The 23,087-nt window shown below is 52.8% G+C and carries 21 protein-coding genes and 1 pseudogene; 11 read left to right on the forward strand and 11 right to left on the reverse strand.

Annotated elements, in window-relative coordinates; all coding sequences use genetic code 11:
• Positions 1-37: 37 nt before the first annotated feature.
• The 3 genes from RAHAQ2_RS08115 to RAHAQ2_RS08125 are packed head-to-tail and all read right to left on the reverse strand — an operon-like array spanning position 38 to position 2,622.
• The gene (locus tag RAHAQ2_RS08115; RefSeq protein WP_015696758.1) at positions 38-850 is read right to left on the reverse strand and encodes a PfkB family carbohydrate kinase; all 813 of its coding nucleotides are present in this window, start codon (positions 848-850) and stop codon (positions 38-40) included.
• An 11-nt stretch (positions 851-861) separates the two neighbouring features.
• Positions 862-1,839 (reverse strand): SIS domain-containing protein, encoded by a 978-nt coding sequence (locus RAHAQ2_RS08120; RefSeq protein ID WP_015696759.1) that lies wholly within the window; start codon positions 1,837-1,839, stop codon positions 862-864.
• A 3-nt stretch (positions 1,840-1,842) separates the two neighbouring features.
• Entirely contained in the window at positions 1,843-2,622 is a 780-nt protein-coding gene (locus RAHAQ2_RS08125; protein WP_015696760.1) for an ABC transporter substrate-binding protein, read from the reverse strand.
• Between the two features lie 234 nt (positions 2,623-2,856).
• Between RAHAQ2_RS08125 and RAHAQ2_RS08130 the strand changes: the two genes are divergently transcribed.
• Positions 2,857-3,621, forward strand: a complete 765-nt coding sequence (locus RAHAQ2_RS08130; RefSeq protein WP_015696761.1) for a GntR family transcriptional regulator — start codon at positions 2,857-2,859, stop codon at positions 3,619-3,621.
• 23 nt (positions 3,622-3,644) lie between these two features.
• Here the strand turns inward: RAHAQ2_RS08130 and RAHAQ2_RS08135 are convergent, their stop codons facing one another.
• Positions 3,645-5,108, reverse strand: a complete 1,464-nt coding sequence (locus RAHAQ2_RS08135; protein ID WP_015696762.1) for an efflux transporter outer membrane subunit — start codon at positions 5,106-5,108, stop codon at positions 3,645-3,647.
• Between the two features lie 89 nt (positions 5,109-5,197).
• On the opposite strand from RAHAQ2_RS08135, the gene RAHAQ2_RS08140 reads away from it, so the two are divergent.
• From RAHAQ2_RS08140 to RAHAQ2_RS08150, 3 genes are all read left to right on the forward strand, one after another.
• Positions 5,198-5,812 (forward strand): TetR/AcrR family transcriptional regulator, encoded by a 615-nt coding sequence (locus RAHAQ2_RS08140; protein ID WP_015696763.1) that lies wholly within the window; start codon positions 5,198-5,200, stop codon positions 5,810-5,812.
• Between the two features lie 75 nt (positions 5,813-5,887).
• On the forward strand, positions 5,888-6,997 hold the full coding sequence (locus RAHAQ2_RS08145) for an efflux RND transporter periplasmic adaptor subunit (protein ID WP_015696764.1): 1,110 nt from the start codon (positions 5,888-5,890) through the stop codon (positions 6,995-6,997).
• Positions 6,994-10,107, forward strand: coding sequence for an efflux RND transporter permease subunit (locus tag RAHAQ2_RS08150; RefSeq protein WP_015696765.1), 3,114 nt, complete (start codon positions 6,994-6,996; stop codon positions 10,105-10,107). The genes RAHAQ2_RS08145 and RAHAQ2_RS08150 overlap by 4 nt, the downstream gene beginning before the upstream one ends.
• An 873-nt stretch (positions 10,108-10,980) precedes the next feature.
• Here the strand turns inward: RAHAQ2_RS08150 and RAHAQ2_RS08155 are convergent.
• Complete coding sequence (locus RAHAQ2_RS08155; protein WP_015696766.1) at positions 10,981-11,523, reverse strand: TetR/AcrR family transcriptional regulator; 543 nt, start codon at positions 11,521-11,523, stop codon at positions 10,981-10,983.
• A gap of 134 nt (positions 11,524-11,657) precedes the next feature.
• Here RAHAQ2_RS08155 and RAHAQ2_RS08160 point away from each other — a divergent pair, with 134 nt between their 5' ends.
• The 5 genes from RAHAQ2_RS08160 to RAHAQ2_RS08180 all read left to right on the forward strand — a co-directional run bounded on the left by RAHAQ2_RS08160 (position 11,658) and on the right by RAHAQ2_RS08180 (position 15,973).
• Positions 11,658-12,749 carry an alkene reductase gene (locus RAHAQ2_RS08160; RefSeq protein WP_015696767.1) on the forward strand — a complete coding sequence of 364 codons (1,092 nt, stop codon included), beginning with the start codon at positions 11,658-11,660 and terminating at the stop codon, positions 12,747-12,749.
• Positions 12,750-12,809: 60 nt separating this feature from the next.
• Entirely contained in the window at positions 12,810-13,592 is a 783-nt protein-coding gene (locus RAHAQ2_RS08165; protein ID WP_015696768.1) for an SDR family NAD(P)-dependent oxidoreductase, read from the forward strand.
• A gap of 132 nt (positions 13,593-13,724) precedes the next feature.
• The gene (locus RAHAQ2_RS08170) at positions 13,725-14,543 is read left to right on the forward strand and encodes an oxidoreductase (RefSeq protein WP_037038835.1); all 819 of its coding nucleotides are present in this window, start codon (positions 13,725-13,727) and stop codon (positions 14,541-14,543) included.
• Between the two features lie 3 nt (positions 14,544-14,546).
• Positions 14,547-14,957: a hypothetical protein gene (locus RAHAQ2_RS08175; protein ID WP_015696770.1), complete on the forward strand. Its 411-nt coding sequence runs from the start codon at positions 14,547-14,549 to the stop codon at positions 14,955-14,957.
• The gene (locus RAHAQ2_RS08180) at positions 14,954-15,973 is read left to right on the forward strand and encodes an NADP-dependent oxidoreductase (protein ID WP_015696771.1); all 1,020 of its coding nucleotides are present in this window, start codon (positions 14,954-14,956) and stop codon (positions 15,971-15,973) included. The genes RAHAQ2_RS08175 and RAHAQ2_RS08180 overlap by 4 nt, the downstream gene beginning before the upstream one ends.
• Before the next feature lie 358 nt (positions 15,974-16,331).
• On the opposite strand, the gene RAHAQ2_RS26115 is transcribed toward RAHAQ2_RS08180, so the two are convergent.
• Complete coding sequence (locus RAHAQ2_RS26115; protein ID WP_274378176.1) at positions 16,332-16,454, reverse strand: IS3 family transposase; 123 nt, start codon at positions 16,452-16,454, stop codon at positions 16,332-16,334.
• A gap of 110 nt (positions 16,455-16,564) precedes the next feature.
• On the opposite strand from RAHAQ2_RS26115, the pseudogene RAHAQ2_RS25930 reads away from it, so the two are divergent.
• A pseudogene (locus RAHAQ2_RS25930) lies at positions 16,565-16,828 on the forward strand (IS630 family transposase); the annotation flags it as partial.
• A gap of 125 nt (positions 16,829-16,953) precedes the next feature.
• Positions 16,954-17,973, forward strand: a complete 1,020-nt coding sequence (locus tag RAHAQ2_RS08190; RefSeq protein WP_015696773.1) for a DUF4917 family protein — start codon at positions 16,954-16,956, stop codon at positions 17,971-17,973.
• Between the two features lie 158 nt (positions 17,974-18,131).
• Here the strand turns inward: RAHAQ2_RS08190 and RAHAQ2_RS25685 are convergent, their stop codons facing one another.
• From RAHAQ2_RS25685 to RAHAQ2_RS08210, 5 genes are all read right to left on the reverse strand, one after another.
• On the reverse strand, positions 18,132-18,275 hold the full coding sequence (locus RAHAQ2_RS25685; protein ID WP_015696774.1) for a hypothetical protein: 144 nt from the start codon (positions 18,273-18,275) through the stop codon (positions 18,132-18,134).
• Positions 18,276-18,343: 68 nt separating this feature from the next.
• Complete coding sequence (locus RAHAQ2_RS08195) at positions 18,344-20,224, reverse strand: AAA family ATPase (protein WP_015696775.1); 1,881 nt, start codon at positions 20,222-20,224, stop codon at positions 18,344-18,346.
• On the reverse strand, positions 20,221-20,715 hold the full coding sequence (locus tag RAHAQ2_RS08200) for an ABC-three component system middle component 2 (protein WP_032693520.1): 495 nt from the start codon (positions 20,713-20,715) through the stop codon (positions 20,221-20,223). Before RAHAQ2_RS08200 ends, RAHAQ2_RS08195 begins: the two co-directional genes overlap by 4 nt.
• Positions 20,712-21,800 carry an ABC-three component system protein gene (locus RAHAQ2_RS08205; protein ID WP_015696777.1) on the reverse strand — a complete coding sequence of 363 codons (1,089 nt, stop codon included), beginning with the start codon at positions 21,798-21,800 and terminating at the stop codon, positions 20,712-20,714. Before RAHAQ2_RS08205 ends, RAHAQ2_RS08200 begins: the two co-directional genes overlap by 4 nt.
• On the reverse strand, positions 21,797-22,792 hold the full coding sequence (locus RAHAQ2_RS08210; protein ID WP_015696778.1) for a restriction endonuclease: 996 nt from the start codon (positions 22,790-22,792) through the stop codon (positions 21,797-21,799). The genes RAHAQ2_RS08205 and RAHAQ2_RS08210 overlap by 4 nt, the downstream gene beginning before the upstream one ends.
• Positions 22,793-23,087: the final 295 nt, after the last annotated feature.

Below are 23,087 nucleotides of genomic sequence, written 5' to 3' on the forward strand. Positions count from 1 at the left end.
GACCAAACCGCGAATTGTTAGCGTTAACCGGGTCGTATTAGTAGGGACGACCTTCCCCAAAAGCACCGTCAGTTAAACAAATCTCTGCGGCGAAAAGGGCGCCCTGACGCAGGCTCTGGGGCAGGGTGTTGCCTTTAACCTGTGCCAATAAAAAAGCCGTGATAAAAGCATCGCCTGCCCCAAGCGTGTCTACCGGTGTGATAATTTCCGGCGGCTCACTCATCCAGATACTGCCATTGAACAGCAAAGCGCCTTCAGCCCCGCGTGTGGCAACGGGAAGACGGCATCCCGCCTGCCATGCCGTTTCCAGTATCCCGCGTGTTTCTTCCATACTGCGCTCAGCGCATGAGAAAAAACCGTAGTCTAACCAGCGACATAAAGGACCTATTTTTGCCGCATCAAAATCATCAGAGAAATCATAGGATAAGCTGCCGGGAAGCGCCCCTAATCCGGGTAATAGCGCATCAGCGTAGCTGTAAGCACTGGTATGTATCAGTGAAAACTGACGAAGCCAGGGAATATCATTTAAGACAAAATCCATCGGCGTGGTCTGCCGGATCCCTCCGGCATTGGAGTCAATAAACCGTCGTTCCCCTTGTTCAACGGTCAGACTGGCATAACCATTTTCACCAGGCACTACCCGGCAATGAGAGATATCTATCTCCCTTGCTTCCAGTACGCGGCGAATATGTTCTGCCGCGCTGTCGTCGCCAAAAACGCCCAGATACGCCGCCTTTGCGGATAATAACCGGGCGTACACACTGAAGTTAAGCGCGTTCCCTCCCGGATAGCCGATACCTGTATGGGTATAGCGGTCAATAACGTTATCGCCCAGGCCAAGTACTTTCATTTCGTTATCTCCTAATAAGCGACCTGTCCCATGTATCGTCGTGTTTCCAGCGGGTGCTGACGTACCTTCGCTAATGCAGCGCGATATTCGCACATAACACTGTAGAAGAGGACGGGGTTAAAATACTCCACCACACTGGCGGGAATGACGCCAAGCCCCAGCTCCTTAGCATCAACAATTTCCACCTTATTCCCGTATTGATGAAGGAAATTGCGCGCTCTTTCATCAAGCACTCTGGTGCGGCCTTCATTCATCATCAGGATCCAGGGGGTATTCAAATCCGTCACTTCAAACGGACCATGGAAAAATTCGCCACTATGAATTGATGCCGCATTAAGCCACTGCATCTCCATTAATGAACAGATGGCAAAGCCATAAGCATGTCCGTAGGAAGCCCCGCTCGACAGAATGTAAAAAAGTGATTCCTGGGCGTAGCGCTCAGCAAAGGCTGCGCTGCGCGCCTGTACCTGACGCCGGGCCCGGGAGATAATCCCGTCAATTTGCGCCATGCCTGCGCGGAAATCGGCATACCCTTCGTAACCTTCGGTTTGTTGCAAGGCATCGACACAAAGACTCAGAATAATTGCTATCGGGTTATTAATAACCTGGCTGTCATCTCCCCAGGCATAAAGCAGATTACTGTCAGAAAAGCCGATAAGCTGCGCATTTTCATTGTGCGTCAACGTCACGGTGACGCTGCCCCGGCTTTGGGCCAGTTTGGCAGCGGCGACAGACTCGGGCGTATTTCCCCCGTGCGAGCAAACAATCGTCAGCGAACGGGGGCCCAATGTCTTTGGCGCGGCATGAACAAACTCGTTTGCGGTCATCATGTAACTGTGCAAAGCCGTCGATTCACTGTTAAGAAAATAATTTGCCGGGTACATATCCACCAAAGACCCGCCGCAGGCCACAAGAAACACCTGTTTCAGTCCACCCTGCGGGAGGAAGCGCTGCTCAAGAAGGGAGGAAATAATGGCTGACGTATTCATAAATTACTCACCGTACACATTGAAATTGAAATATTTTTTAGCCAGCCGGTCGTAGGTGCCGTCTTTGCGTATCGCCTTAATCGCACCGTTGAGTTGTTCCAGCAGCTCACTATTTTGCTTCGCAATGCCAATACCGGTGCCCGGACCAAAAATGGCATCATCTTTTACCTGCGGTTCAATCAGGCTGAAATGCTTTCCCTGGGGTTTGTCCAGCAACGCGGTGGTGACCACCGTCGCATCGTCCAGCGTGGCGTCCAGACGACCGACGACTAAATCGGCGTAAACTGCCTCTGCTGCGGGATAGGAAACCAGTTCAACCCCTTGTGATTGCCAGTGTTTCTTTGCATAGGCTTCGAATACTGAGCCCTGCTGTACGCCCACACGCTTACCCTGCAAAGATTCGGCCAGCGGTTTGAGACCGCTGTCTTTTGAAGCGACCAGATATGCCGGTGTGTTGAATAATTTATCGGAGAAGTTGATCGCTTTTTTACGTTCATCTGTAATCGACAATGACGAAATAATGGCATCGAATTTACGCGCCTGGAGCGCAGGGATCAGGCCATCAAATCCGTTTTCAACCCAAATACATTTCGCCCTGAGCTGAGCGCAAATCGCATTACCCAGGTCAATATCAAACCCCTGCAGGCTGCCATCCGCAGCTTTAAACTCAAAGGGCGGAAACGTCGCATCAGTACCAAACCGGATTTGCTGCTGTGCTGATGCATGACAGGAAAGCCCCGTCATAGCCAGGCCAATGGAAAATAGGACAAGCGCTTTTTTCATCATTCACTCCCATTAAATATACCGTAAAATGTACCATGAAAGATATACGCCCGCCGGTCAGGATACGCAATCACTTTAATAAATTTAATCAACTATAATAATAAGTTATGGTGATGTGGTCTGGTTAGTTATTGTCAGTGATTGTTCGGTGTCTGATATTTCCGGTGACAGATCAACGACTCATTGGCTAGAATAGCCTCTGTTCTTTAATTTTATTGGGCTATAAAACAGACCATGACAGAACTGAGTGAAAGTAAACGCCGTCCGCGCAAGGCCTATCTGGCGGCCAGACAGGCACTGCTGAATTTATTAAACACGGAATTCAGCGAAGGCGATCAAATTCCGGCAGAACGTGAGCTGTCAGTCCTGTTAGGTATCAGCAGGATGACCTTGCGGAAAATTACAGATGAGCTTGTCACTGGCGGAATTCTGGAACGGCGGGGGAATCAGGGAACATGGCTGACGGAGACCACCATTGAGCGGCCACTGACACAGGCGATTGAGCATGGCATTAGCAAAATCACGGAATTAAATGGTGCGGTACCGGGAAGCCGGTTGATTTATTTTCAGGAGGCTCAGGCCAGCTCCCGTATTGCCGCGTTATTAAAAATTCAGGCGGGCGACCCTTTGGTGATGATCAAACGCCTGCGTCTCGCTGACGGTGAGCCTTTTTGTCTGGAAACCAGCTATCTGCCAAGAGCGATTATTCCTGAGCTGACCGCTGAGATGCTTGAGCAGAACGGATCGCTGTATCGTCTTCTGGCAGAAAATTACGGTGTTTTAGGTGTTTCAGACGAAGGCACTCTCCGGGTGACCATCATGAATGAAGAAGAACAGGCGTTATTAAACGCACAACCCAATAGTCCTGCTCTGGTGTATCGCGGGGTGATTGCTGATCGTTTTCATCAACCGGTTGAATATTTAGTGTCAGTCAACCACCCCCAGCGGGTGACATTTCGGATAAGCCATGGCACCCCCCGGCCTGCACAACAGGTTTAGGTTTTATCATCGCCCCTTTTCATTCAGGGGTAAGTCAGGGGTAAGTTTTTGTCTGGCGGCTGCCAGCCTCCTCCGAGCGCCCTGAACGTCGCGACAGCGGCGCGTGCCGATTCTGTCTGAGCCTGTGCCCTGGCGTCGGAAGCCTGTAACAGGGTTTCATCATTACGAAGGACGTCAGTCAGGCTGGCCGTTCCCTGCCGGTAGGCGATGAAAGATGACTGGCGGGCGCTGGCCAGCGCGGATTCGCCTTGGGCCAGCATTGCTGTCTGTGTTTCACGATTGATCAGGGCGGAGAAGGCATTTTCGACGTCTTCGGTGGCGCGTAATACCGACAGGCGATAGGCGGCGAGTGCTTCCGCTTCCTGGCCTTTCGCCTGGTCTATCCGGGCGTTGATACGACCGAAATCGAAAAGCCGCCAGCGCAGACCCAGCAAGCCTGCCGACTGACTGGCACCGCCGGAGAACAGGTTGTCGCCCGACACTGCCGTTGCGCTGCCGAGCAGTGCACTGAGTGAAAACTTCGGATAATACTCACTGACCGCCACGCCGATGCGCGCACTCGAGGCAGCAAGATGACGTTCTGCCACAATAATATCGGGCCTGCGGCGCAGCAGGTCGGCAGGTGTGCCCGTTGAGGTTATCTGCGGAGCCTGCGGAATAGCACCCGGCAACATTAACTGAGGGCGATGAGTGCCGGGCGGCGTACCGAGCATAACGTCTAATGCATTCATGGCAGCATCCAGCCCTGTGCGCAGAACCGGGACGGTTGCCTGAACCTGCGCCAGTTCCCCTTCGGTCTGGCGAACCTGATATTCGGGAGCCAGTCCTTTGCTGTGGAGGAGCCGGACCTTTTCCAGCAGTTCCTGTTGCGTACTGACCTGTTTATCAGCGATGGCCAGCCGGGCCTGTAATCCGCGCAGGGTGATATAGATATCGGCAGTCTGAGCCGCGACGGCAAGTCGGGTCGCGGCGACACCTGCTTCAGAGGCCTGATAGTCAGCCAGTGCAGCCTGGCGGTCGCGGCGCAGCCCCCCGAAAACGTCAATTTCCCAGCTTGCGTTGAGATCGGTTTCATAGCTGTTGCCGTAGCGATTATAATCCGGCGTTGCGCTGAGAACCTGACCCAGCGGCGTTTCGGCCGACTGATACGCGCGTGCCGCTTGCCCGCTGATGTTCCCCGACGGTAACAATGCTGCTGTGGCGGTGCTCAGTCCTGCGCGGGCCTGTGTCATGCGGGCGGTGGCTTGCGCGAGATCGAGATTCTGCGCCAGGGCGTCGGTAACGAACTGACTTAACAGGGGATCGTCGAAACCGTCCCACCAGACGGCAAAACTGGCTGGCCGGGATGCGCGACTTTCCCGGACGGCAGACTGAGCCTGATAGTGTTCCGCAAGTGGCGCATCCGGGCGATGGTAATCCGGCCCGACTGTGCAACCCGCCAGTAAAACACTGCTCACGACCAGTGCAAGGGTACGTTGGGGGAACATGCAAATACCTTGAGTCAATTTGTAAGTGTGACTACATTACCAAATGGTCACTCGTTGTCAATCAGGGCTCATTGAGCTAAGCTGGAAAAATGACTAAGCACATAAATGTACATTCCCCACGGGGGCCATCGGATCACAGCGTCCGCGATCAGGTTGTGGACGCTGCGACAGAGCATTTCGGGCATTTTGGTTATGAAAAAACCACCGTATCCGATTTGGCAAAAGCGATAGGTTTTTCCAAAGCCTATATCTATAAATTCTTCGATTCCAAGCAGGCTATCGGCGAAGTGATCTGCAGCAACCGGCTGGAGATGATCATGGCGATTGTCAATTCAGCGATTGCAGATGCCCCGTCGGCCTCTGAAAAATTACGGCGTTTATTCCGTGCACTGACTGAAGCCGGCAGTGATTTGTTTTTTCACGATCGCAAGCTTTACGACATTGCAGCCGTCGCGGCGCGGGATAATTGGCCGTCGGCAGAGGCTCATGAAGCGCGTCTGCGACAACTGATTGAGCACATCATTGTTGAAGGGCGGCAGGCGGGAGAGTTTGAACGAAAAACACCGCTGGATGAGGCGGCGCACGCCCTATATCTGGTCATGCGGCCTTACATCAGCCCGGTTCAGTTGCAATACAATCTGGAAACGGCACCGGCTGCGGCTGCGCTGCTGTCCTCTCTGATACTGAGAAGTCTGTCACCCTGAGTGGTGACTATTGACATTATTGGTCACTAGTCTGAGAATGCGGTTACTGTCCTGTTAACTCAATTAAGGGAACCCATGCTCAGGCTTAATCCTGCCACCTTTGCTGTTTGCCTGTTGCCGCTTGCCCTTGTGGCCTGCGGTGACTCTGCTGGCACCGACGATCCCCGTACTCAGCCTCCTCTGGTCAGGTCTGCGACCGTAGTGAGTGCGGTGGATGTCTCCCGCGCCTTTACCGGCATTGTTGTCGCCCGGATCCAAAGCGACCTCGGTTTCAGAGTGCAGGGCAAAATCCTTGAACGTCTGGTCGATACCGGTCAGACCGTTAAACGCGGCCAGCCATTGATGCGTCTGGATCCCGTTGACCTGGGCCTGCAGGCACAGGCTCAGCAACAGGCTGTCGCGGCTGCACGGGCCCGTGCAAAACAAACCACTGATGACGAGGCGCGTTATCGCGGCCTGGTCGCCGCAGGCGCCGTGTCGGCATCGGCCTACGATCAGATAAAGGCCGCGGCAGACACAGCCAAAGCTGAACTCAGTGCGGCTCAGGCACAGGCCAATGTGGCACAAAATGCCACGGGTTACGCCGTACTGCTGGCCGACGCTGACGGCGTGGTCATGGATACGCTGGCGGAACCCGGTCAGGTTGTCAGTGCCGGGCAACCGGTGGTCCGGCTGGCCAGAGCAGGGCAGCGCGAGGCCATCGTGCAGTTGCCTGAGACGTTACGTCCGGCTCCCGCAAGCGAGGCCGAGGCCACGTTGTACGGCACGGGTAAACAGTCAGTTCCTGCGAAACTGCGGCTCCTTTCCGATGCGGCTGATCCGGTAACACGCACCTTTGAGGCGAGATATGTGCTTGAGGGGGCACTGGCAGGTGCACCTCTGGGATCCACGGTGACTCTCCACATAGCAGAAGATAAATTACCGGGGCAGGTGCTGCAGGTGCCTTTAGCGGCCATCTATGATCCGGGCAAAGGGCCGGGTGTCTGGGAGATTTCGGGTAAGCCCGCCAAAGTGTCATGGCGGCCCGTTCAGGTACTGGGATTGGGTGACGATGCGGCAAGGGTGACCGGGAGCTTAAAGCCGGGTGAACAGGTCGTCGCTCTGGGAGCGCATCTGCTGCATGAGGGTGAGGCCGTACGCATGGCTGAGCAGAGCAAGGCCAGCGTCGCCGGGAGCCAGCCATGAGCGGGGGTCGATTCAATCTTTCAGCGCTTGCCGTGCGTGAGCGCTCAATCACACTGTTCCTTATTATCCTGATCACCGTGGCCGGTATTCTTTCGTTTTTTGAACTGGGACGGGCTGAAGACCCGCCGTTTACCGTCAAGCAGATGACCATTATTTCTGCCTGGCCGGGTGCCACCGCACAGGAGATGCAGGATCAGGTGGCTGAACCGCTGGAAAAGCGTATGCAGGAGCTCAGGTGGTATGACCGCAGTGAAACCTATACGCGTCCCGGTCTGGCTTTTACCATGCTTTCGCTGCAGGACAGCACGCCGCCTTCACAGGTGCAGGAAGAGTTCTATCAGGCGCGTAAGAAGCTCGGTGATGAAGCCAAAAACCTGCCGGCAGGCGTCATCGGGCCGATGGTCAATGATGAATTCTCCGACGTGACCTTTGCGCTCTTTGCGCTGAAGGCGAAAGGGGAGCCACAGCGGCTGCTGGCCCGGGATGCGGAAGCGTTGCGTCAGCGAATTTTGCATGTGCCCGGCGTCAAGAAGGTCAATATCATTGGCGAACAGGCTGAACGCATCTTTGTCTCGTTCTCGCATGACCGGCTGGCCACGCTGGGCATTTCGCCTCAGGATATTTTCTCCGCCCTCAACAGCCAGAACGTCCTGACGCCCGCCGGTTCGATTGATACCAAAGGGCCGCAGGTCTTTATCCGCCTGGACGGTGCCTTCGATAAACTGGAGAAAATCCGAAAAACGCCCATCGTTGCACAGGGCAGGACCCTTCAGCTTTCTGACGTGGCAACCGTTGAACGCGGCTATGAAGATCCGGCGACCTTCCTGATCCGCAATCAGGGTGAACCGGCACTGCTGCTGGGCGTTGTCATGCGGGATGGCTGGAACGGTCTGGATTTAGGCCAGGCGCTGGATGCGGAAACGGCCAAAATTAATGCGGGTATGCCGCTGGGCATGACCCTGACCAAGGTCACCGATCAGTCAGTCAACATCAGCTCCGCCGTTGACGAGTTCATGATCAAATTCTTCGTCGCGCTGCTGGTGGTGATGGTGGTGTGCTTCGTCAGCATGGGCTGGCGCGTGGGTGTGGTAGTTGCGGCGGCGGTGCCGCTGACGCTGGCGATTGTCTTTGTGGTGATGGAGGCTTCCGGCAAAAACTTTGACCGTATTACCCTGGGCTCGCTGATCCTGGCGCTCGGGTTGCTGGTCGATGATGCCATCATCGCCATCGAAATGATGGTGGTGAAAATGGAAGAGGGCTACGACCGCATTAAAGCCTCGGCCTATGCCTGGAGCCACACGGCGGCCCCGATGCTGGCAGGCACGCTGGTCACCGCCGTCGGATTCATGCCCAACGGTTTTGCCCAGTCCACTGCCGGTGAATACACCAGCAACATGTTCTGGATTGTCGGTATTGCCCTGATTGCTTCCTGGATTGTGGCGGTGGTGTTTACGCCTTATCTGGGCGTGAAAATGCTGCCGAAAATCAAAACAGTGGAGGGCGGGCATGCGGCGATTTACGACACCCGTCATTACAACCGTTTTCGCCGGGTGCTGACCCGCGTTATCGCGCGCAAGTGGATAGTCGCCGGTACCGTTATTGCCGTCTTTACGGTTGCTATTCTCGGGATGGGGCTGGTGAAAAAACAATTTTTCCCTACCTCTGATCGCCCGGAAGTACTGGTTGAAGTGCAGATGCCTTATGGCACCGCGATTGAGCAGACCAGCGCCACGACGGCGAAAATCGAAGCCTGGCTGAAAAAGCAGAAAGAGGCAAAAATCGTCACGTCCTACATCGGACAAGGGTCGCCGCGCTTTTATCTGGCGATGGCGCCAGAGCTGCCCGATCCGTCGTTTGCGAAAATTGTCGTACTGACGGACAGTCAGGAAGCGCGCGAGACGCTCAAGTTTCGGCTGCGCGAAGCGGTGGCCGGAGGGCTGGCACCGGAAGCGCGCGTGCGCGTGACTCAACTGGTGTTCGGTCCGTATTCTCCTTATCCGGTGGCCTACCGGGTCATGGGGCCGGATCCGACTAAACTGCGCGAAATTGCCGACAAAGTAGAAAAGGTGATGCAGGCCAGCCCGATGATGAGAACTGTCAACACCGACTGGGGCCCGCGGGTACCGGCGCTGCATTTCACGCTCAATCAGGACCGCCTGCAGGCAGTGGGGCTGTCATCGAATGCGGTCGCGCAACAGCTTCAGTTCCTGCTTTCAGGCGTTCCGGTCACCTCGGTGCGTGAAGATATCCGTTCGGTGCAGGTGATGGGGCGGGCGGCAGGAGATATCCGGCTTGATCCGGAAAAAATCGCCGGTTTTACCTTAGTGGGGGCTGCCGGTCAGCGCATTCCGCTGTCGCAGATCGGAGAGGTTGAGGTGCAAATGGAAGATCCTGTGCTGCGTCGTCGCGATCGTACGCCAACCATTACCGTGCGGGGAGATATTGCCGAAAACCTGCAACCACCCGATGTCTCCACGGCAGTGATGAAAGAGCTACAGCCTGTCATCGACACGCTTCCGGCGGGTTACCGCATTGAGCAGGCCGGGCCGATTGAAGAATCCGGGAAAGCCACTCAGGCGATGGCACCGCTGTTCCCTATCATGATCGCCATGACGCTGTTGATCATTATCCTGCAGGTGCGATCGATGTCGGCGATGGTGATGGTCTTCCTCACCGCGCCGCTGGGGCTGATTGGGGTGGTGCCAACGCTGCTGCTCTTTAACCAGCCGTTTGGCATCAATGCGCTGGTAGGGTTAATCGCGCTGTCGGGCATTCTGATGCGTAATACCCTGATCCTGATAGGGCAGATCCATCACAACGAACAGCAAGGACTGGCACCGTTCCATGCAGTGGTGGAGGCGACAGTGCAGCGGGCCCGACCGGTGTTACTGACGGCGATGGCCGCTATCCTGGCGTTTATTCCGCTGACGCACTCGGTGTTCTGGGGCACGCTGGCTTATACCCTGATTGGCGGGACCTTTGGCGGCACTATCATCACGCTGGTCTTCCTGCCGGCAATGTATGCCATCTGGTTCAGGATACGTCCTGACAATCAGCCGCAGAGTGAAAGTCGACATCCGGCCGGGCCTGTTTCCGGCGAAAATGAATGAACGGCGTTTTTGTCGCGTAGTCTCACCACAGACCCTTGTCATCGGATGATGGTCTGTGGTTTTGCAACGCTAACAGACAGAATGGGGGATATAGGAAGAAGGATCATGGAGACATAAACAATAAAAGCCCTGACCATTGCAGTCAGGGCTTTTAAGGTACAACAGACTTTACATTTAACATTAATGGACTTACTAATGATTACTGCTCATGGTACTGCTTTTAAATGTACACGTTTACCACAGATAATATCGGGTACTAATCTTAAAAAATCCCCCTTTATTTACCGTTAAAATTTTCCTGCAACCCCGGGAATACTCATCAGGCATTGCAATCTAAACAAGTACACTCCCCATTGCGACATATTAACTTTTGATGCGTGGCCTTACTTTCGTTGCGATGACTTAACCCAAACTACCTGATAATTAATCGCAATCAATTACTTTTGTATCATGGCCTTACATCGTCGCACTAACGTTACTACTGTCATTCATACTGTGTGTTTCATATATCAACTGCATAGCCTTAAAGCATCACCGATGTTATAAAAACGACTGACTCTCAACATCGGATATCCCATACAAAAATACTTCGTGGCCTTTATTGAAATCACACTTTCTGCTTAACTAAAACTATTTACATTACACTATTTCACTTAAACAACAGGCTCGTATTGCACTGCTGTTGACGGCTAATTTACGGTTTTTTAAAATAGTGTCAATACTGTTTTTAATAACATGTTTTTATTGCCAGCGTTCACACAGGCTTTCTACCCCGTGTCCTTTAACACCGGCCGCGAGAATATTCCCATTGCCCGAATGAGTAAAAGTACAGGTATAAATGCCTGGACCGGCGCATCTGGAGTTTGATTTTTCTCACCCCAAAATTCGCGCGCGGCAAACTTCCAGAATTTCATCAGCAAGAGACGAATCATCCGGGCAGGCGCGGGATAACACCAGCGCACCGACAAGATGGGCAATAGTGTCAATCAGGTCGGCACGCGTTCTGCCTTCTCCATTATTTTCATTGACTAAAACTGCCAGCTGGCGTTCAATCCCGGCCGCAAATGTGGCCTTGATTGTTGCGGGCTGACGGGCTGTGTCAGTGCCCAGTGCCGACATCACACACCCCTTTCCCCTGTCATCGCGATGTTGCCGGGAGAGGTAATATTCAACAAATTTTTCCCGGTCCACACCTTCCGTGCTTTCTGCGGATCGCTTAAAACCGCAGCTCATCGCCTCCGACATCAGGTCAGCTTTGGAACCAAAGTGTTTGTAGAACCCGCCATGGGTTAAACCCGCCGCAGACATCAGTTCCGCCACGCCCACGCCATCGTAACCGCGCTCACGAAAAAGTTCTGAGGCCGTTTCAACAATGCGCATCCGGTTTTCCCGGACCTGCTCTTTCGACACTTTCATGCTTTCCTGCCTCTCTCAAAAATAGGGTTTAAGTATACATTGATGATGACCATAATCAAACCGGTTGACTTTATAGATTATGATCATCATCATTATATTGACACGTTGACCCACCACTTAGCAGGCAAATAAACATGACGAACCCACCACTATTTCAACCCTATGATCTTGGCTCCATAACACTGGCCAACCACATCGTGATGGCACCGCTGACACGTAACCGGGCCGGAGCGGGGCTGGTACCGGGCGAACTGGCGGCGACCTACTACGCCCAGCGTGCCACAGCAGGATTACTGATTACCGAAGCCACGCAGATCTCAGCACAGGCGCAGGGCTATCAGGATACGCCGGGGATCTATACGCAAGCTCAGATCGATGGCTGGCGCAAAGTGACTGACGCTGTGCATGCCAGGGGCGGCCGCATATTTGTACAGTTGTGGCACGTAGGACGAATTTCGCATGTCGATTTACAGCCTGGTGGCGCTGCACCGGTCGCGCCGTCTGCCATTCGCGCCGAAACGAAAACCTTTGTGAACAACGGATTTGCTGACGTCTCTGAACCACGTGCACTTGAGTTGCAGGAAATACCGGGGATTATCGACGATTTCAGAAAGGCATCGGCCAATGCCATTGCCGCAGGATTTGACGGCGTGGAGATCCACGGCGCGAATGGTTACCTGCTGGAACAGTTCCTCAAAGATGGTGCAAATCAGCGTACTGATGAATACGGCGGCTCTGTCGAAAATCGTGCGCGCCTGCTGTTAGAAGTCACGGCGGCCGTAAAAGAGGAGATTGGTGCAGAACGCACCGGCGTGCGCATTTCACCGGTTTCACCTGCTAATGCGATTTCATGCAGCGATCCGCAGCCACAATATGACTATGTCGCTGATCAACTCGATGCATTAGGTATCGTGTACCTCCATGTGGTTGAAGGTGCGACGGGCGGCCCGCGTGACGTCTCACCGTTCGATTACGACTCCCTGCGCCGGCGTTTTAAAAATACCTACATCGGCAACAATGGCTATGACCTGGCGCTGGCCAGCGCTCAGCTTGCACAGGGCAAAGCCGATCTGTTTGCGTTCGGTCGTCCGTTCATCTCCAACCCGGATCTGGTCGAAAGGCTGAAGACGGGCGCGCCGCTGGCCTCGCTCAATCCTGAAACCCTTTATGGCGGTGGCGCAGCGGGATATACCGATTACCCGTCGCTGACGGAGACCAGCAAGTAAAGCCCTACATACATCGCACATTGCGGATTCTGTTTACACATTAATAAAGAAGATCAACTTATGACTAAAGCTTCAGTTCTCATTACAGGCGCATCCACGGGTATTGGTGCGGTTTACGCTGAACGGTTTGCCCGCCGGGGTCACGACCTGGTTCTGGTCGCGCGCGACAAAGCAAAATTAGAGACACTTGCCGCCCGTCTGCGACAGGAAAATGGCATTTCTGTCGATGTTTTGCCTGCTGATCTCACGCAAACAAGCGATTTAGCCCTGGTCGAAGCCCGTCTGCGAGATGACACGCAGATTGGCATTCTTATTAATAACGCGGGTATCGCGCAGTCCGGCAGTTTTACCGAGCAGACGCCTGATTCGATAGAAAGCCTTATCGCGCTTAACGTCACCGCCCTGACCAGACTGGCCAGCGCCGTGGCACCACGCTTTGTGCAAGCGGGGGAAGGATCGATCGTCAACATCAGTTCCATTGTCGGACTCGCCCCGGAATTTGCCATGACAGTTTACGGTGCCACCAAAGCCTTTGTGCTTTTCCTGTCTCAGGGAATGAATGTCGAGCTGTCGGCTAAGGGCATTTATATCCAGGCGGTGCTCCCTGCGGGCACTTATACGGAAATCTGGGACCGGGCGGGTATCGACATCACTAACTCGGCAAAATTCATGGAAGTGGGCGAGTTAGTGGATGCCGCACTGGTGGGGTTTGACCGCCGTGAACGGGTCACCATCCCGCCTTTACATAATGCTGCCCGCTGGGACACCCTCGATACCGCGCGTCAGGCTCTGCTTTCAGACATCAAACAAGATGAAGCCGCAGAGCGATATAAAGCACAGTAATCAATGAGGTGCACTGTGCAGAACGGTCTTCCGGCGGTTCTGCACAGCGGTAAATCCGGCATAAATCCCTTACAGCCTGTCGTCTCATCAGCGATGAGAAACCTCAAACACATCATGAAGGCCTTATTCAGCATGACAAAAAAACGTGTAGCACTGGTTACCGGTGCGTCCTCAGGTATTGGCGAAGCGTCTGCCCGTAAACTTTTAGCCGCTGGATTTACTGTATATGGCACGAGCCGGCGTGGTTCACAGGCGGGAAAACATCCGTTTCCGTTACTGACGATGGATGTGACCGACGACGCTTCTGTCGGGGCCGCCATTGAGGAGTTGCTGGGTCTGGAGGGGCGGATCGATGTTCTGGTGAACAATGCGGGCTTTGGGGTCGCTCCGGCGGCCGCAGAAGAAAGTTCTGTCGATCAGGCCAAACACATTTTCGACACCAACTTTCTGGGCATCGTCAGGTTGAGCCGGGCAGTGATCCCTTATATGCGCCGTCAGGGCAGCGGGCGCATCATCAATATCGGTTCGATACTCGGCATCGTTCCGCTGCCTTATGTGGCACTTTATGCGGCCAGTAAGCATGCGGTGGAAGGGTATACCGGAGCACTGGATCATGAACTGCGCACGCAGGGCATCAGAGTTTCTGTCATCGAACCTGCTTACATGAAAACACAGTTTGAAGCCAATAATATTGAGCCGGATGCCAGGCTTCAGGAGTATGACCAGATCCGGGCTAAGCTGACGAAAGTGGTGAGCAAGGCAATGGCTGAAGCGGAAAGTCCGGAGGTGGTGGCTGACGTGGTGGTTAAAGCGGCCCAGACTTCACGTCCAAAGATTCGCTACACGGCGGGAAAACTGGCTGGTCAGTTGAATTTTATTCTCAGATTCGCCCCTGCGTCATTCCTGGATAAGGTGGTGCGAAAAAGTCTTCAGCTTGATGGGAAAGAATAAAAAATGAAATTTTCTCAACTGGCTATTCTGACCGCTGTGTTGTTTTTTATTCTGGCCACGGTATGGATGTTTTTCCCGGAACAGCTCTTAACACAATGGGGAATTGACCCGACGCCGGGTACCAGCGTGATCAGTCGTCGCAGTGCGGCATTTTTTGCGGGAATGGGGGTGATGTGTGTATTCGCCAGAAATGCAGAGCCTTCACAGACCCGATATGCTCTGGCCGCCGGTATCAGCACGATATCTCTTATATTGGCCATACTGGGCATCGTTGAATGGCGCGAAGGACACGTCAACGGGCAGATCCTTTTTGCCGTGTTTATTGAGCTATTCCTGGGGATTGCCTTTTTACTCAGCAACAGGGCGGTTAAGAAAAATTTCACTGACAAACGCGACAGAGTAAACAATAAATGAAGACTAAGACGATGAAAGCATTTACGTTTAAACGCTATGGTAAATCCCCTGAGCTGGGATTTGATGACGTAGATTACCCTTCACCCAATGCTGATGAAATCCTGGTTAAAGTTTACGCGGTGGGTCTGAACCCGATTGATAACATTATTCCGACCGGGATATTTAAGCCGGTTTTGCATTTTAAGCTCCCCGCCACATTGGGCAGCGACTTGTCCGGGGTGGTCATCGCAGCGGGGAGTCGTGTGACACGTTTCAAACCAGGTGACGAAATCTTTGCCAGTATTTTCGACACGGGAACGGGTTCCCTGGCCGAATTTGCTTTGGTGCCTGAAAGCGCTGCGGCCATGAAACCTGCAAATCTGGATTTTGTGCAGGCGGCTTCGTTGCCGATGGTGAGCCTCACGTCCTGGCAGGCGCTGACAGAGCGGGCCAGGTTGCAGCCTGGTCAAAAGGTTTTCATCCCGGCAGGTTCCGGGGGGATTGGCAGCTTTGCCATCCAGCTGGCGAAGCACCTTGGTGCCAAAGTGGGAACAACAACCAGTACAGGCAATGCTCAATGGGTGAGTCTTCTTGGCGCAGATGAAGTGATTGATTATAAAAAGCAAAAATTTGAAAACGTGCTGAGTGGCTACGATATGGTTCTCGGTACGACCAGAGGCGACGCCATTGAAAAGTCTACCCAAATTCTTAAGCCGGGTGGAAAAATTGTTTCTCTCATCGGCCCGTTAGATGCTGCGTTCGCCCGGACGCGGGGATTAAACTTCTTGTTGCGTGTTGTCTTCGGGCTGATGAGCCGCAAGATTATGCGTCTTACGAAAAAACGGGGGCTGACCTATTCATTTCTTTTTGTTCGTCCTGACGGCGATCAGCTTACCCAAATCGGCAAACTCATTGAGGCTGAACAAATCAAACCTGTGATCGACAAGGTATTCCCTTTTGCAGAAACAAAGGCGGCTCTTAGCTACCTGAGTCAGGGACATGCGAAGGGGAAAGTGGTCGTGAAGATGCAGGAGTGATAACCACTGAGGTTTACATTGGCGGATTTCTTGTCATCAGGAAACATAAGGTGGCCACATCCTCATCGAACTGCATATGACCCCCAATCAGACCCCCAGATTTCTCCCCAACCGCAGTTGCCTGACGCTAAAAAGCAAAAAGCCCGCTTAAGTTTCCTTAAGCGGGCTTTTCTAATTTGGCTCCTCTGACTGGGATCGCCTTTGCCAGTAACTGGCTAATAAGTAAGCTAAACCTGAATTCCCTTTCTGTCAAGACCCCCAGAATGACCACTAATAGTTGCGGGTTACATAAATCTGGTTTGAGCTCCACGCTCTGCATATGCTGGACTGACCCCAAGACATTAGACACTTCCTGCCCTTACAACGAGACCTGTTCGAAGGCCTCGGGGCTGACACCGCTGAGATGGCTGTGGTGCCGGATCCAGTTGAAGAAGACTTCAATGTAATCGAGGATATCAACGCATACAGCGCCAGCTCTCATGAAAGCGTCGGTTTTATTGACCAGCCCATTACGTTATGGGTTTTGAGGTAGATAACCGACTCTTTGGCGTGTCACTGCATCCAGCTACATTGCATTGATATCAGAGACGGGCAGGTATTGTCTGGCGCAGAGCTTCGCTAACACTGAAAATGTTAGACCCTCATTCAGAGGAAAAGCGACTCTCCATCGAACAGGCTGTCGCCCAGAAGCAGACGGACCATCCAGTATTTTGTCAGGATGAATTCGATATCGATCTGAATCCGAAAATTGGCGCGGACTGGATGCTCAAAGGGCAATAGAAGTGTATTACGACAACGGGACAGAACCAAAAGTATTATCTGGCGGGTAAGCTGCATTGGGATACGGGACGAGTCCATCGCGCCGATACGCACAGAAAGGCCCTAAACTCCACCAAAAAGATTATCCTTAAGAAATAGTGGAAAATGGTTCATCACAGCTATTTCATAATAAACGGCAAGGAAAAAGAGAGGAATAAGATATGCCATACCCCATTGTGCCTTGGATGCAAATTGCACCTCACTATCATCGGGATACGATATTGTTGGGTAATGGTGCAAGCATTGCTGTTTCACCGGATCTTGACTATGGTTCTTTACTGGCTTACGCCCTCCGGGCAGGTTTGCTCACAGATGATGTGAATCAACTCTTTCAATTTTTCAGAACATCCGATTTCGAGCTGATTCTTCGGCTGGTTTGGCAGGCGTCAAACGTCAATAGATCACTTCAAATTCCAGACAATCGCACACACCAAGCCTACCTGAGAGTTAGAGAGTGTTTGATTCAGGCCGTTCGTGATGTACACCCTGAATATGAGCAAGTTAGCGATCAATTGCCTAATATGTACCAGTTCCTCAAACGGTTCGATACGGTTTTATCATTGAATTATGACTTGTTGGTCTACTGGACAATGACCTATGGCTTAGACATCAGAGATGGCCATTTATTCAAGGACTGCTTCCGTGGGAACAGAATGTTCGACGATGCCTGGTGGAGATTTCGTGATCCTTTATTCGAGCGGACTAACACTTTGGTCTTCTACCCGCATGGGAGCTTGGCTCTGTGCAGAAATGTTGTGGAGCAGGAGTTCAAGATTCACAACGCGGGAGAAGGCTTGCTAGAGGCAATCCTTGAACAATGGCGCAGCGAGCAAGTCGTGCCGTTATTTGTCAGCGAAGGAACGATGCAGCAGAAAGTATCGTCTATCCAGAATAGCTACTATCTGTCTACCGTGTACCGGGAGGTGCTAACGTCGCGACGATCCACTTTAACGCTACTTGGTTGGGGACTTGGGGAGCACGATCGACATATTCTGAAGCGGATGCGCGGAACCGGCATCCAACGTGTAGCGGTTTCCGTCTATCGTGGTAGTCAGGTCTATTGCAACTATGCGTACCAAGTTATTCAGGACGACTTAGGGCCCGTCCCTGTGGATTTTTTTGATAGTGAAAGTCCTGGATGCTGGATTCACCCGATGCCGCCAGTTATACCCAGAGTTTAGCCAACTCGCGGGTTAACGTCGTTACCTGAGCGATTGCTGCGACGGAGATTTTGCTTTGACTTTTGAAACCGGTCGCGGCGGATCACAACCGCGACTGGTTTTTTGAAAAGCCGACCCAAGGACAAACTGACCTGGGGCCGGGGCTGCTGTGCTAACCGTTACGCGGCAATCGTTTCAGCCTGCGGCTGTTCACCTGCTACGGCGGTGTCATTCTCCGATTCCTTGAGTTGTGAATCTTCCACCACATCCTGCTGCTGGTTTTCGGCTCGGAAGATGGCAGAGAGCCAGCCTATTCCTTTCATCAGCAGTTCGGCCTAACTGGCAATATCGCCCTTCTTGAACTTCGTCAATCGGGTGATTCCATGCTCATTTATTGTTCAGGGTCCGCTATAAAAGGGAACAGACCGTAACGGCCATGATGCGGGTTCTTGCCAAACATAAGAGACTGCTCACGTTTCATGATTGCATCAGGCGGGTCGGTGTTCTCAACAACGATGACTTGGGTGTCCTCAGGCAGAGCTTCAAGGTACGCGTAAAATTGATCTTTAAGGTCAGTACCGGTCAAATCATATTCCGTTCCATCAGGCTCTCTGTATGCCAGCAATGGAGAATCGAGCACAACGAATCCCGTATGTGGTGTGTGGCGTGCACGGCAGAAAGCAAGCAGCCCGAGGGTGAAAGCTGCATGCGTAATGGCGCGAAGGCCCTTACCAAAAGCACTACGCGACTTTCCGGCAATGACAAGGTCCCGAGTCTTGGAATCGAAGTACACATCCCCAGCCTCTGGGAAGTGCCAACCAGTCAGTATGCCTTCAACAGTCTTAGCAAAACTATGGGCCACAGTGGTTGAGAGATCTGCATTAGCAACCCCCCCAGCCTTCCCGTCTTCAGTGCCCTTTTCAAGATCAGCGCGACGGCGCTCCATGTCTTGCACAGTGGCGTAGAGTGCCAGCGCTTCGCGCACCTCGGCCCGCTTGTCGGCAAAGCCTGAATAGGACTTGCGAAGGGTCGAGAGCTTAGGTGCGAGCAATTCTTCAACTGACCCTGAAATTGACTCCAGTTCTCGAACAACAGTAGGCATTCTGCGATCAAGGCTGGCACCTTCGCGCTCAAGGGTTTGGACGGTATCTACAAGTTCCGTGCGCAAAACTTCGATCTTGGCAATCTCCACTCGTGCAGCCTGAACGACGACATCAGTATCTCCATCACACCCAGTATCGGCGCGATGATGATCGGGGTCAGCTCCACAAAGAGGACAATGCCCGGCACCCAGTACGCTAAACAGCGTCCCGCCTTCTTCAATGGCACGTAGCCTTTCAATATCGGACCAGTAGTGTCTGTCAAGCAACCTGAACCGCTCAAGCATCGCACTCACCTCTGCACGTCGCTCTCGGCTTTCTTCCAGTTTCTTGCGCAATTCTCGCCGCTTCCCAGCAGCCTCCTGAAATTCATCTTCGGTGGTGTTTACCTGGGCCGCCTGTTGACGAAGTGAGTTGTCGATCTTCTCTAGCTGCTCCTCCAGTTCCTTCGGACTCTTTGTCAACTCCTTGAGCCGGTCACGATAGTCGTCAAGAAGCTGATCGAGAAGACGCAATTGTGCCTCGCGCGATAACTCTTCTGGCTCACTTTTATTACTGGTGGCGACCAATGCGGAGTCGTCTGCTCCGGTTAGAAGTAACTTGAATGTGGCCAAGTTCGGCGTGTTAGCGGTGGGATTGCCATCAATGAGCGGTGAGCTTTGTTGTGTGATCTCCGTCTCATCGACGATCATCAAACGCGCAATGTTGCGAAAGCTTAAACTGATGGTTTCGTTCCGGGAATTTTTGCGAACACGCTTGCCACCAAGGCCACATAGATCCAGCAAGAATGATGAAAGGTTCGTGTTGTTCTTATCGCTGTGTTTTTCGTCAAGCTGCGTATACGTAATTTCGTTTGTTGGTGGCGCCTGGTGCAAGTCTTCATAGAGCCGAAAACCACCACCATCTATGCTGCGCCAGAGTGTAAATGACTTCCCATCCAGGGTTTCAAGCCCCAATAGAACAAGGTCGTAGCCAACGCGCTCAGGGATATCGCGCAGAGGCGGCTTTCCACCGAGCATGAAGTCGATGGTTTCGACAATGAAAGATTTTCCAGTGTTCGATGCGCCGTAAATGACATTGAGGCCAGCACCGAAGGTCACTGTTGCGGATGGCTTTTGTGGCCCAAAAAAACCGAGAAAGCGCAAGCGTAAGCCGGGAGTTACTGCCGTCATACCTCACCTCCCAAGCTTTGCTCAATGCTCTGAAACTGTTCGACCCATTTATCGAAGAAACGACGCATCATGCCTTTGAACTGTTCATCCGTCAGATCACCAATGGTTTCGACAAGCCATACAGCGCGATCCTTCAGGGATAGCAAATAGTTGGAAGATACTGATGACAGGAACGTTGCAGCATTTTCGCCCGCGCCGTACTTGATTCCCTCGGATGTGACTTCGCGCTCCACGAGGTCACGGGTCATCATCAGAAGCAGTGATTGCTCAACCAACTTGCGGCGCACGAGCAATTCAGCAGACCGCATAGGCGTCGGTGGGTGCAAATTGTCTGGTCCATCAATATCGCCTGTATGAACAAGAAGGTAGTCAAGGGCCACAAGCCGCTGGAGGTCGTAGGTTTGCGGATAGGCAGCACCCAGTATCGAGACTGCACGGATACCAGCCTCAAGTGGGCTATTGAAGGTAATTGGCTTATGTTCTTGGCTCATGATCGTGTCCACCGAAGGCGCTCCTCATTCACAAGTTGGTGGCAGATTCCGTCTCTATCCTTGGGGTTCGTACAAATGATGAGGGCGTTTGCCGTAATCTGCATGTCGCGGGCAGCCTTGGTGACAGCGCAGACCTTTTCGTAGCCGTCAGCATGGTTCCCGTCTTGTGTATCAATAACGCCATCATGAATGTCATCCAGCAAAGCTTCGAACGTGCCTGGCGGGACACTATCACGTGCGAAGACGCGCAGTGACTCAGCCTCATAGAACGCCTCGCGCTGGCGGCGGAAATGATCCTTGAGTTTCGTCACGGACAAGGCCGAAGGGTCAGTCACTATTGTTCCTGTGTGCTCGCTGTATGCGCCGAACAACTGCGTCACATAGCGACTCTCGGTGACGGCAACTTCTTGGGGCGGCATTTCAGATGCAGGCCGCGTTGGTAGTCCACCACCAAAGCGCGCTGTGTGAACCGGCGTGGCTCTGTGATCGTCAACAAGCTGAAGCGCAGTCTTGGCATCGAAGATGGTAAAATCGAATGAGTCTACATAGGCACGGAGCTTTGCATCGAGCAACACTTCTTGTGTGCTAGTGATCGCATCTTTCACATGCTTATCCCAGTTAGCTAACAATTCCTCACGCAACTTCGTGCCATTTGAAAATAGGCGGCTAAGCGACGTACCAGCACCTCGAGGCGAAACAAAATAGTAGCGACGAGGGACCGTGTATTCACCTTTGTACGAGTACCAGATGATCTTGCCGAACTCAACCCAAACATCACTAGGCCTGATGGCATTGCCGTAGTGCTTGCATTGGAAGTTGTCCCATACACCCTGAAGGCGTTCATCGCCAACGAACCCGGCGACATCAATACCCATATCGCCAGCACCAGAGAAACGCAGGACGTGTTCATACTTCGTCGCGAGGCAGTAATAAGCCCATTCCTCGACGAATCCCTCCCACTCGTCTGGCGAGTAGGTCAGTAGCCTTTGCTGCGGCGGCATAATGGGGCCGTTCGCCACCTGAGCTGCCGTAACAGCGCTTGCTGGGCTCGGCGGCTTATTGATGTCCATCCAACTCGCCGTCATAAAGCACCTTGTCCTTGGTTATCGAGTGGGCAGAAGTACGGGTTTTTGTGTATCTGCGCAGCCTGGACTTTCTTTGTGAAGAACTCCGAAAGGTCGTCTTGCTGCTCAAGCAGACGGACGATCTCATGAAGCGTCGAGAGGACTAAAACTTTGTGTTGCAGAAATTCACGTACCGTATGAATGGCAGGTTCTGTGTAGTCACTGGCAGAAATGAAGATGCCTCGAACCTCGGCATGAGACATGAGGCGAACAAGATGCTCTGAAATCTCAGGCTTACCCACAGGATTGCGATACCACTTCATTTCAACGAAATACAGAACACCACCGAGTTCAATGATCCCATCAATCTGCTCGACGATCCCTCCACCAGCCTCACCAACCAAATGAAAGGATTTACGAATGACAACACCATAGGCTTGAAAAAGATTGTTGAGAGCCGTCTCCAGCAATTTTCCGCGTTCCTGTGCAGTCGCAGTAGTGCTAAACAATGTATATAAACCCTTCTTGGCATTCTCGATTCTGTAACAGAGATCACGGTTTTCTGCTGCGATCCGCTGTGACTCAGCGAGGCGGGTTTGCCGTTCTTCTTCGCGGGCATTGTTCATGCGCATGAAAGCGTCTTTTTGGTTGACGACTTCGCGGATACTGGCGACAAGACCCTTGGCTTTAAGTTGGTCAGCGGGCCAGCACGAATCAAAGTTCGCAAAGTCCACCACGCGCCGCAGCACCTCGCGCCGTTCACGGAGAGCGTGTTCCCCCTTCGTGTTGAGGCGTTCAAGCACCGTGCGAACCATCTGGTACTTGTTGACATCCTTTGGTGCAGCCCTCAAGTGAACTGCAATGTCAGAAGTTATGTTGTCAGGTACTCCTGCGCCCCGGAAGAAAACCAGCACATCCTGCTTAGAGCGATTGAGCAACGGCAAAACATCCACCAGGAGGTTGAACAGCTCCGGTGGATAGTGGAATATGATGTCTGAGGGTGCATTAGTCATGCGCTACTTCCCCTCCAAATACACTCATCAATGTAAGCAAAGGATTTGTTCCCTTCCGTCATAAAGCTTCCCTATTCAGGCTTTATATGCTTGTTAATCTTATAACAGTAAACAGTTGGGCCAGTAGGGAGCGATCTGATAACCATTCGTGATTCAGCTTCGACAAGGTCCAAATCGTACAGTGCCTACAAGTGCATCCAGAACTGCGAGTAATCGCTGAACCAATGAGCAAGCTGTAGTGCTGAGTCGCTGGTAATACTACGTTTGCCGTTGATGATCTGGGTGAACCATTGGC

The sequence above is a fragment of the Rahnella aquatilis CIP 78.65 = ATCC 33071 genome, assembly GCF_000241955.1.
GTDB lineage: Bacteria > Pseudomonadota > Gammaproteobacteria > Enterobacterales > Enterobacteriaceae > Rahnella > Rahnella aquatilis.

Bases quoted from the DNA above. Each gene is read 5' to 3' on its own strand.
- RAHAQ2_RS08115 (WP_015696758.1), bottom strand. From the start codon at position 850: ATGAAAGTACTTGGCCTGGGCGATAACGTTATTGACCGCTATACCCAT.
- RAHAQ2_RS08120 (WP_015696759.1), bottom strand. From the start codon at position 1,839: ATGAATACGTCAGCCATTATTTCCTCCCTTCTTGAGCAGCGCTTCCTC.
- RAHAQ2_RS08125 (WP_015696760.1), bottom strand. From the start codon at position 2,622: ATGAAAAAAGCGCTTGTCCTATTTTCCATTGGCCTGGCTATGACGGGG.
- RAHAQ2_RS08130 (WP_015696761.1), top strand. From the start codon at position 2,857: ATGACAGAACTGAGTGAAAGTAAACGCCGTCCGCGCAAGGCCTATCTG.
- RAHAQ2_RS08135 (WP_015696762.1), bottom strand. From the start codon at position 5,108: ATGTTCCCCCAACGTACCCTTGCACTGGTCGTGAGCAGTGTTTTACTG.
- RAHAQ2_RS08140 (WP_015696763.1), top strand. From the start codon at position 5,198: ATGACTAAGCACATAAATGTACATTCCCCACGGGGGCCATCGGATCAC.
- RAHAQ2_RS08145 (WP_015696764.1), top strand. From the start codon at position 5,888: ATGCTCAGGCTTAATCCTGCCACCTTTGCTGTTTGCCTGTTGCCGCTT.
- RAHAQ2_RS08150 (WP_015696765.1), top strand. From the start codon at position 6,994: ATGAGCGGGGGTCGATTCAATCTTTCAGCGCTTGCCGTGCGTGAGCGC.
- RAHAQ2_RS08155 (WP_015696766.1), bottom strand. From the start codon at position 11,523: ATGAAAGTGTCGAAAGAGCAGGTCCGGGAAAACCGGATGCGCATTGTT.
- RAHAQ2_RS08160 (WP_015696767.1), top strand. From the start codon at position 11,658: ATGACGAACCCACCACTATTTCAACCCTATGATCTTGGCTCCATAACA.
- RAHAQ2_RS08165 (WP_015696768.1), top strand. From the start codon at position 12,810: ATGACTAAAGCTTCAGTTCTCATTACAGGCGCATCCACGGGTATTGGT.
- RAHAQ2_RS08170 (WP_037038835.1), top strand. From the start codon at position 13,725: ATGACAAAAAAACGTGTAGCACTGGTTACCGGTGCGTCCTCAGGTATT.
- RAHAQ2_RS08175 (WP_015696770.1), top strand. From the start codon at position 14,547: ATGAAATTTTCTCAACTGGCTATTCTGACCGCTGTGTTGTTTTTTATT.
- RAHAQ2_RS08180 (WP_015696771.1), top strand. From the start codon at position 14,954: ATGAAGACTAAGACGATGAAAGCATTTACGTTTAAACGCTATGGTAAA.
- RAHAQ2_RS26115 (WP_274378176.1), bottom strand. From the start codon at position 16,454: ATGAGAGCTGGCGCTGTATGCGTTGATATCCTCGATTACATTGAAGTC.
- RAHAQ2_RS08190 (WP_015696773.1), top strand. From the start codon at position 16,954: ATGCCATACCCCATTGTGCCTTGGATGCAAATTGCACCTCACTATCAT.
- RAHAQ2_RS25685 (WP_015696774.1), bottom strand. From the start codon at position 18,275: ATGAAAGGAATAGGCTGGCTCTCTGCCATCTTCCGAGCCGAAAACCAG.
- RAHAQ2_RS08195 (WP_015696775.1), bottom strand. From the start codon at position 20,224: ATGACGGCAGTAACTCCCGGCTTACGCTTGCGCTTTCTCGGTTTTTTT.
- RAHAQ2_RS08200 (WP_032693520.1), bottom strand. From the start codon at position 20,715: ATGAGCCAAGAACATAAGCCAATTACCTTCAATAGCCCACTTGAGGCT.
- RAHAQ2_RS08205 (WP_015696777.1), bottom strand. From the start codon at position 21,800: ATGACGGCGAGTTGGATGGACATCAATAAGCCGCCGAGCCCAGCAAGC.
- RAHAQ2_RS08210 (WP_015696778.1), bottom strand. From the start codon at position 22,792: ATGACTAATGCACCCTCAGACATCATATTCCACTATCCACCGGAGCTG.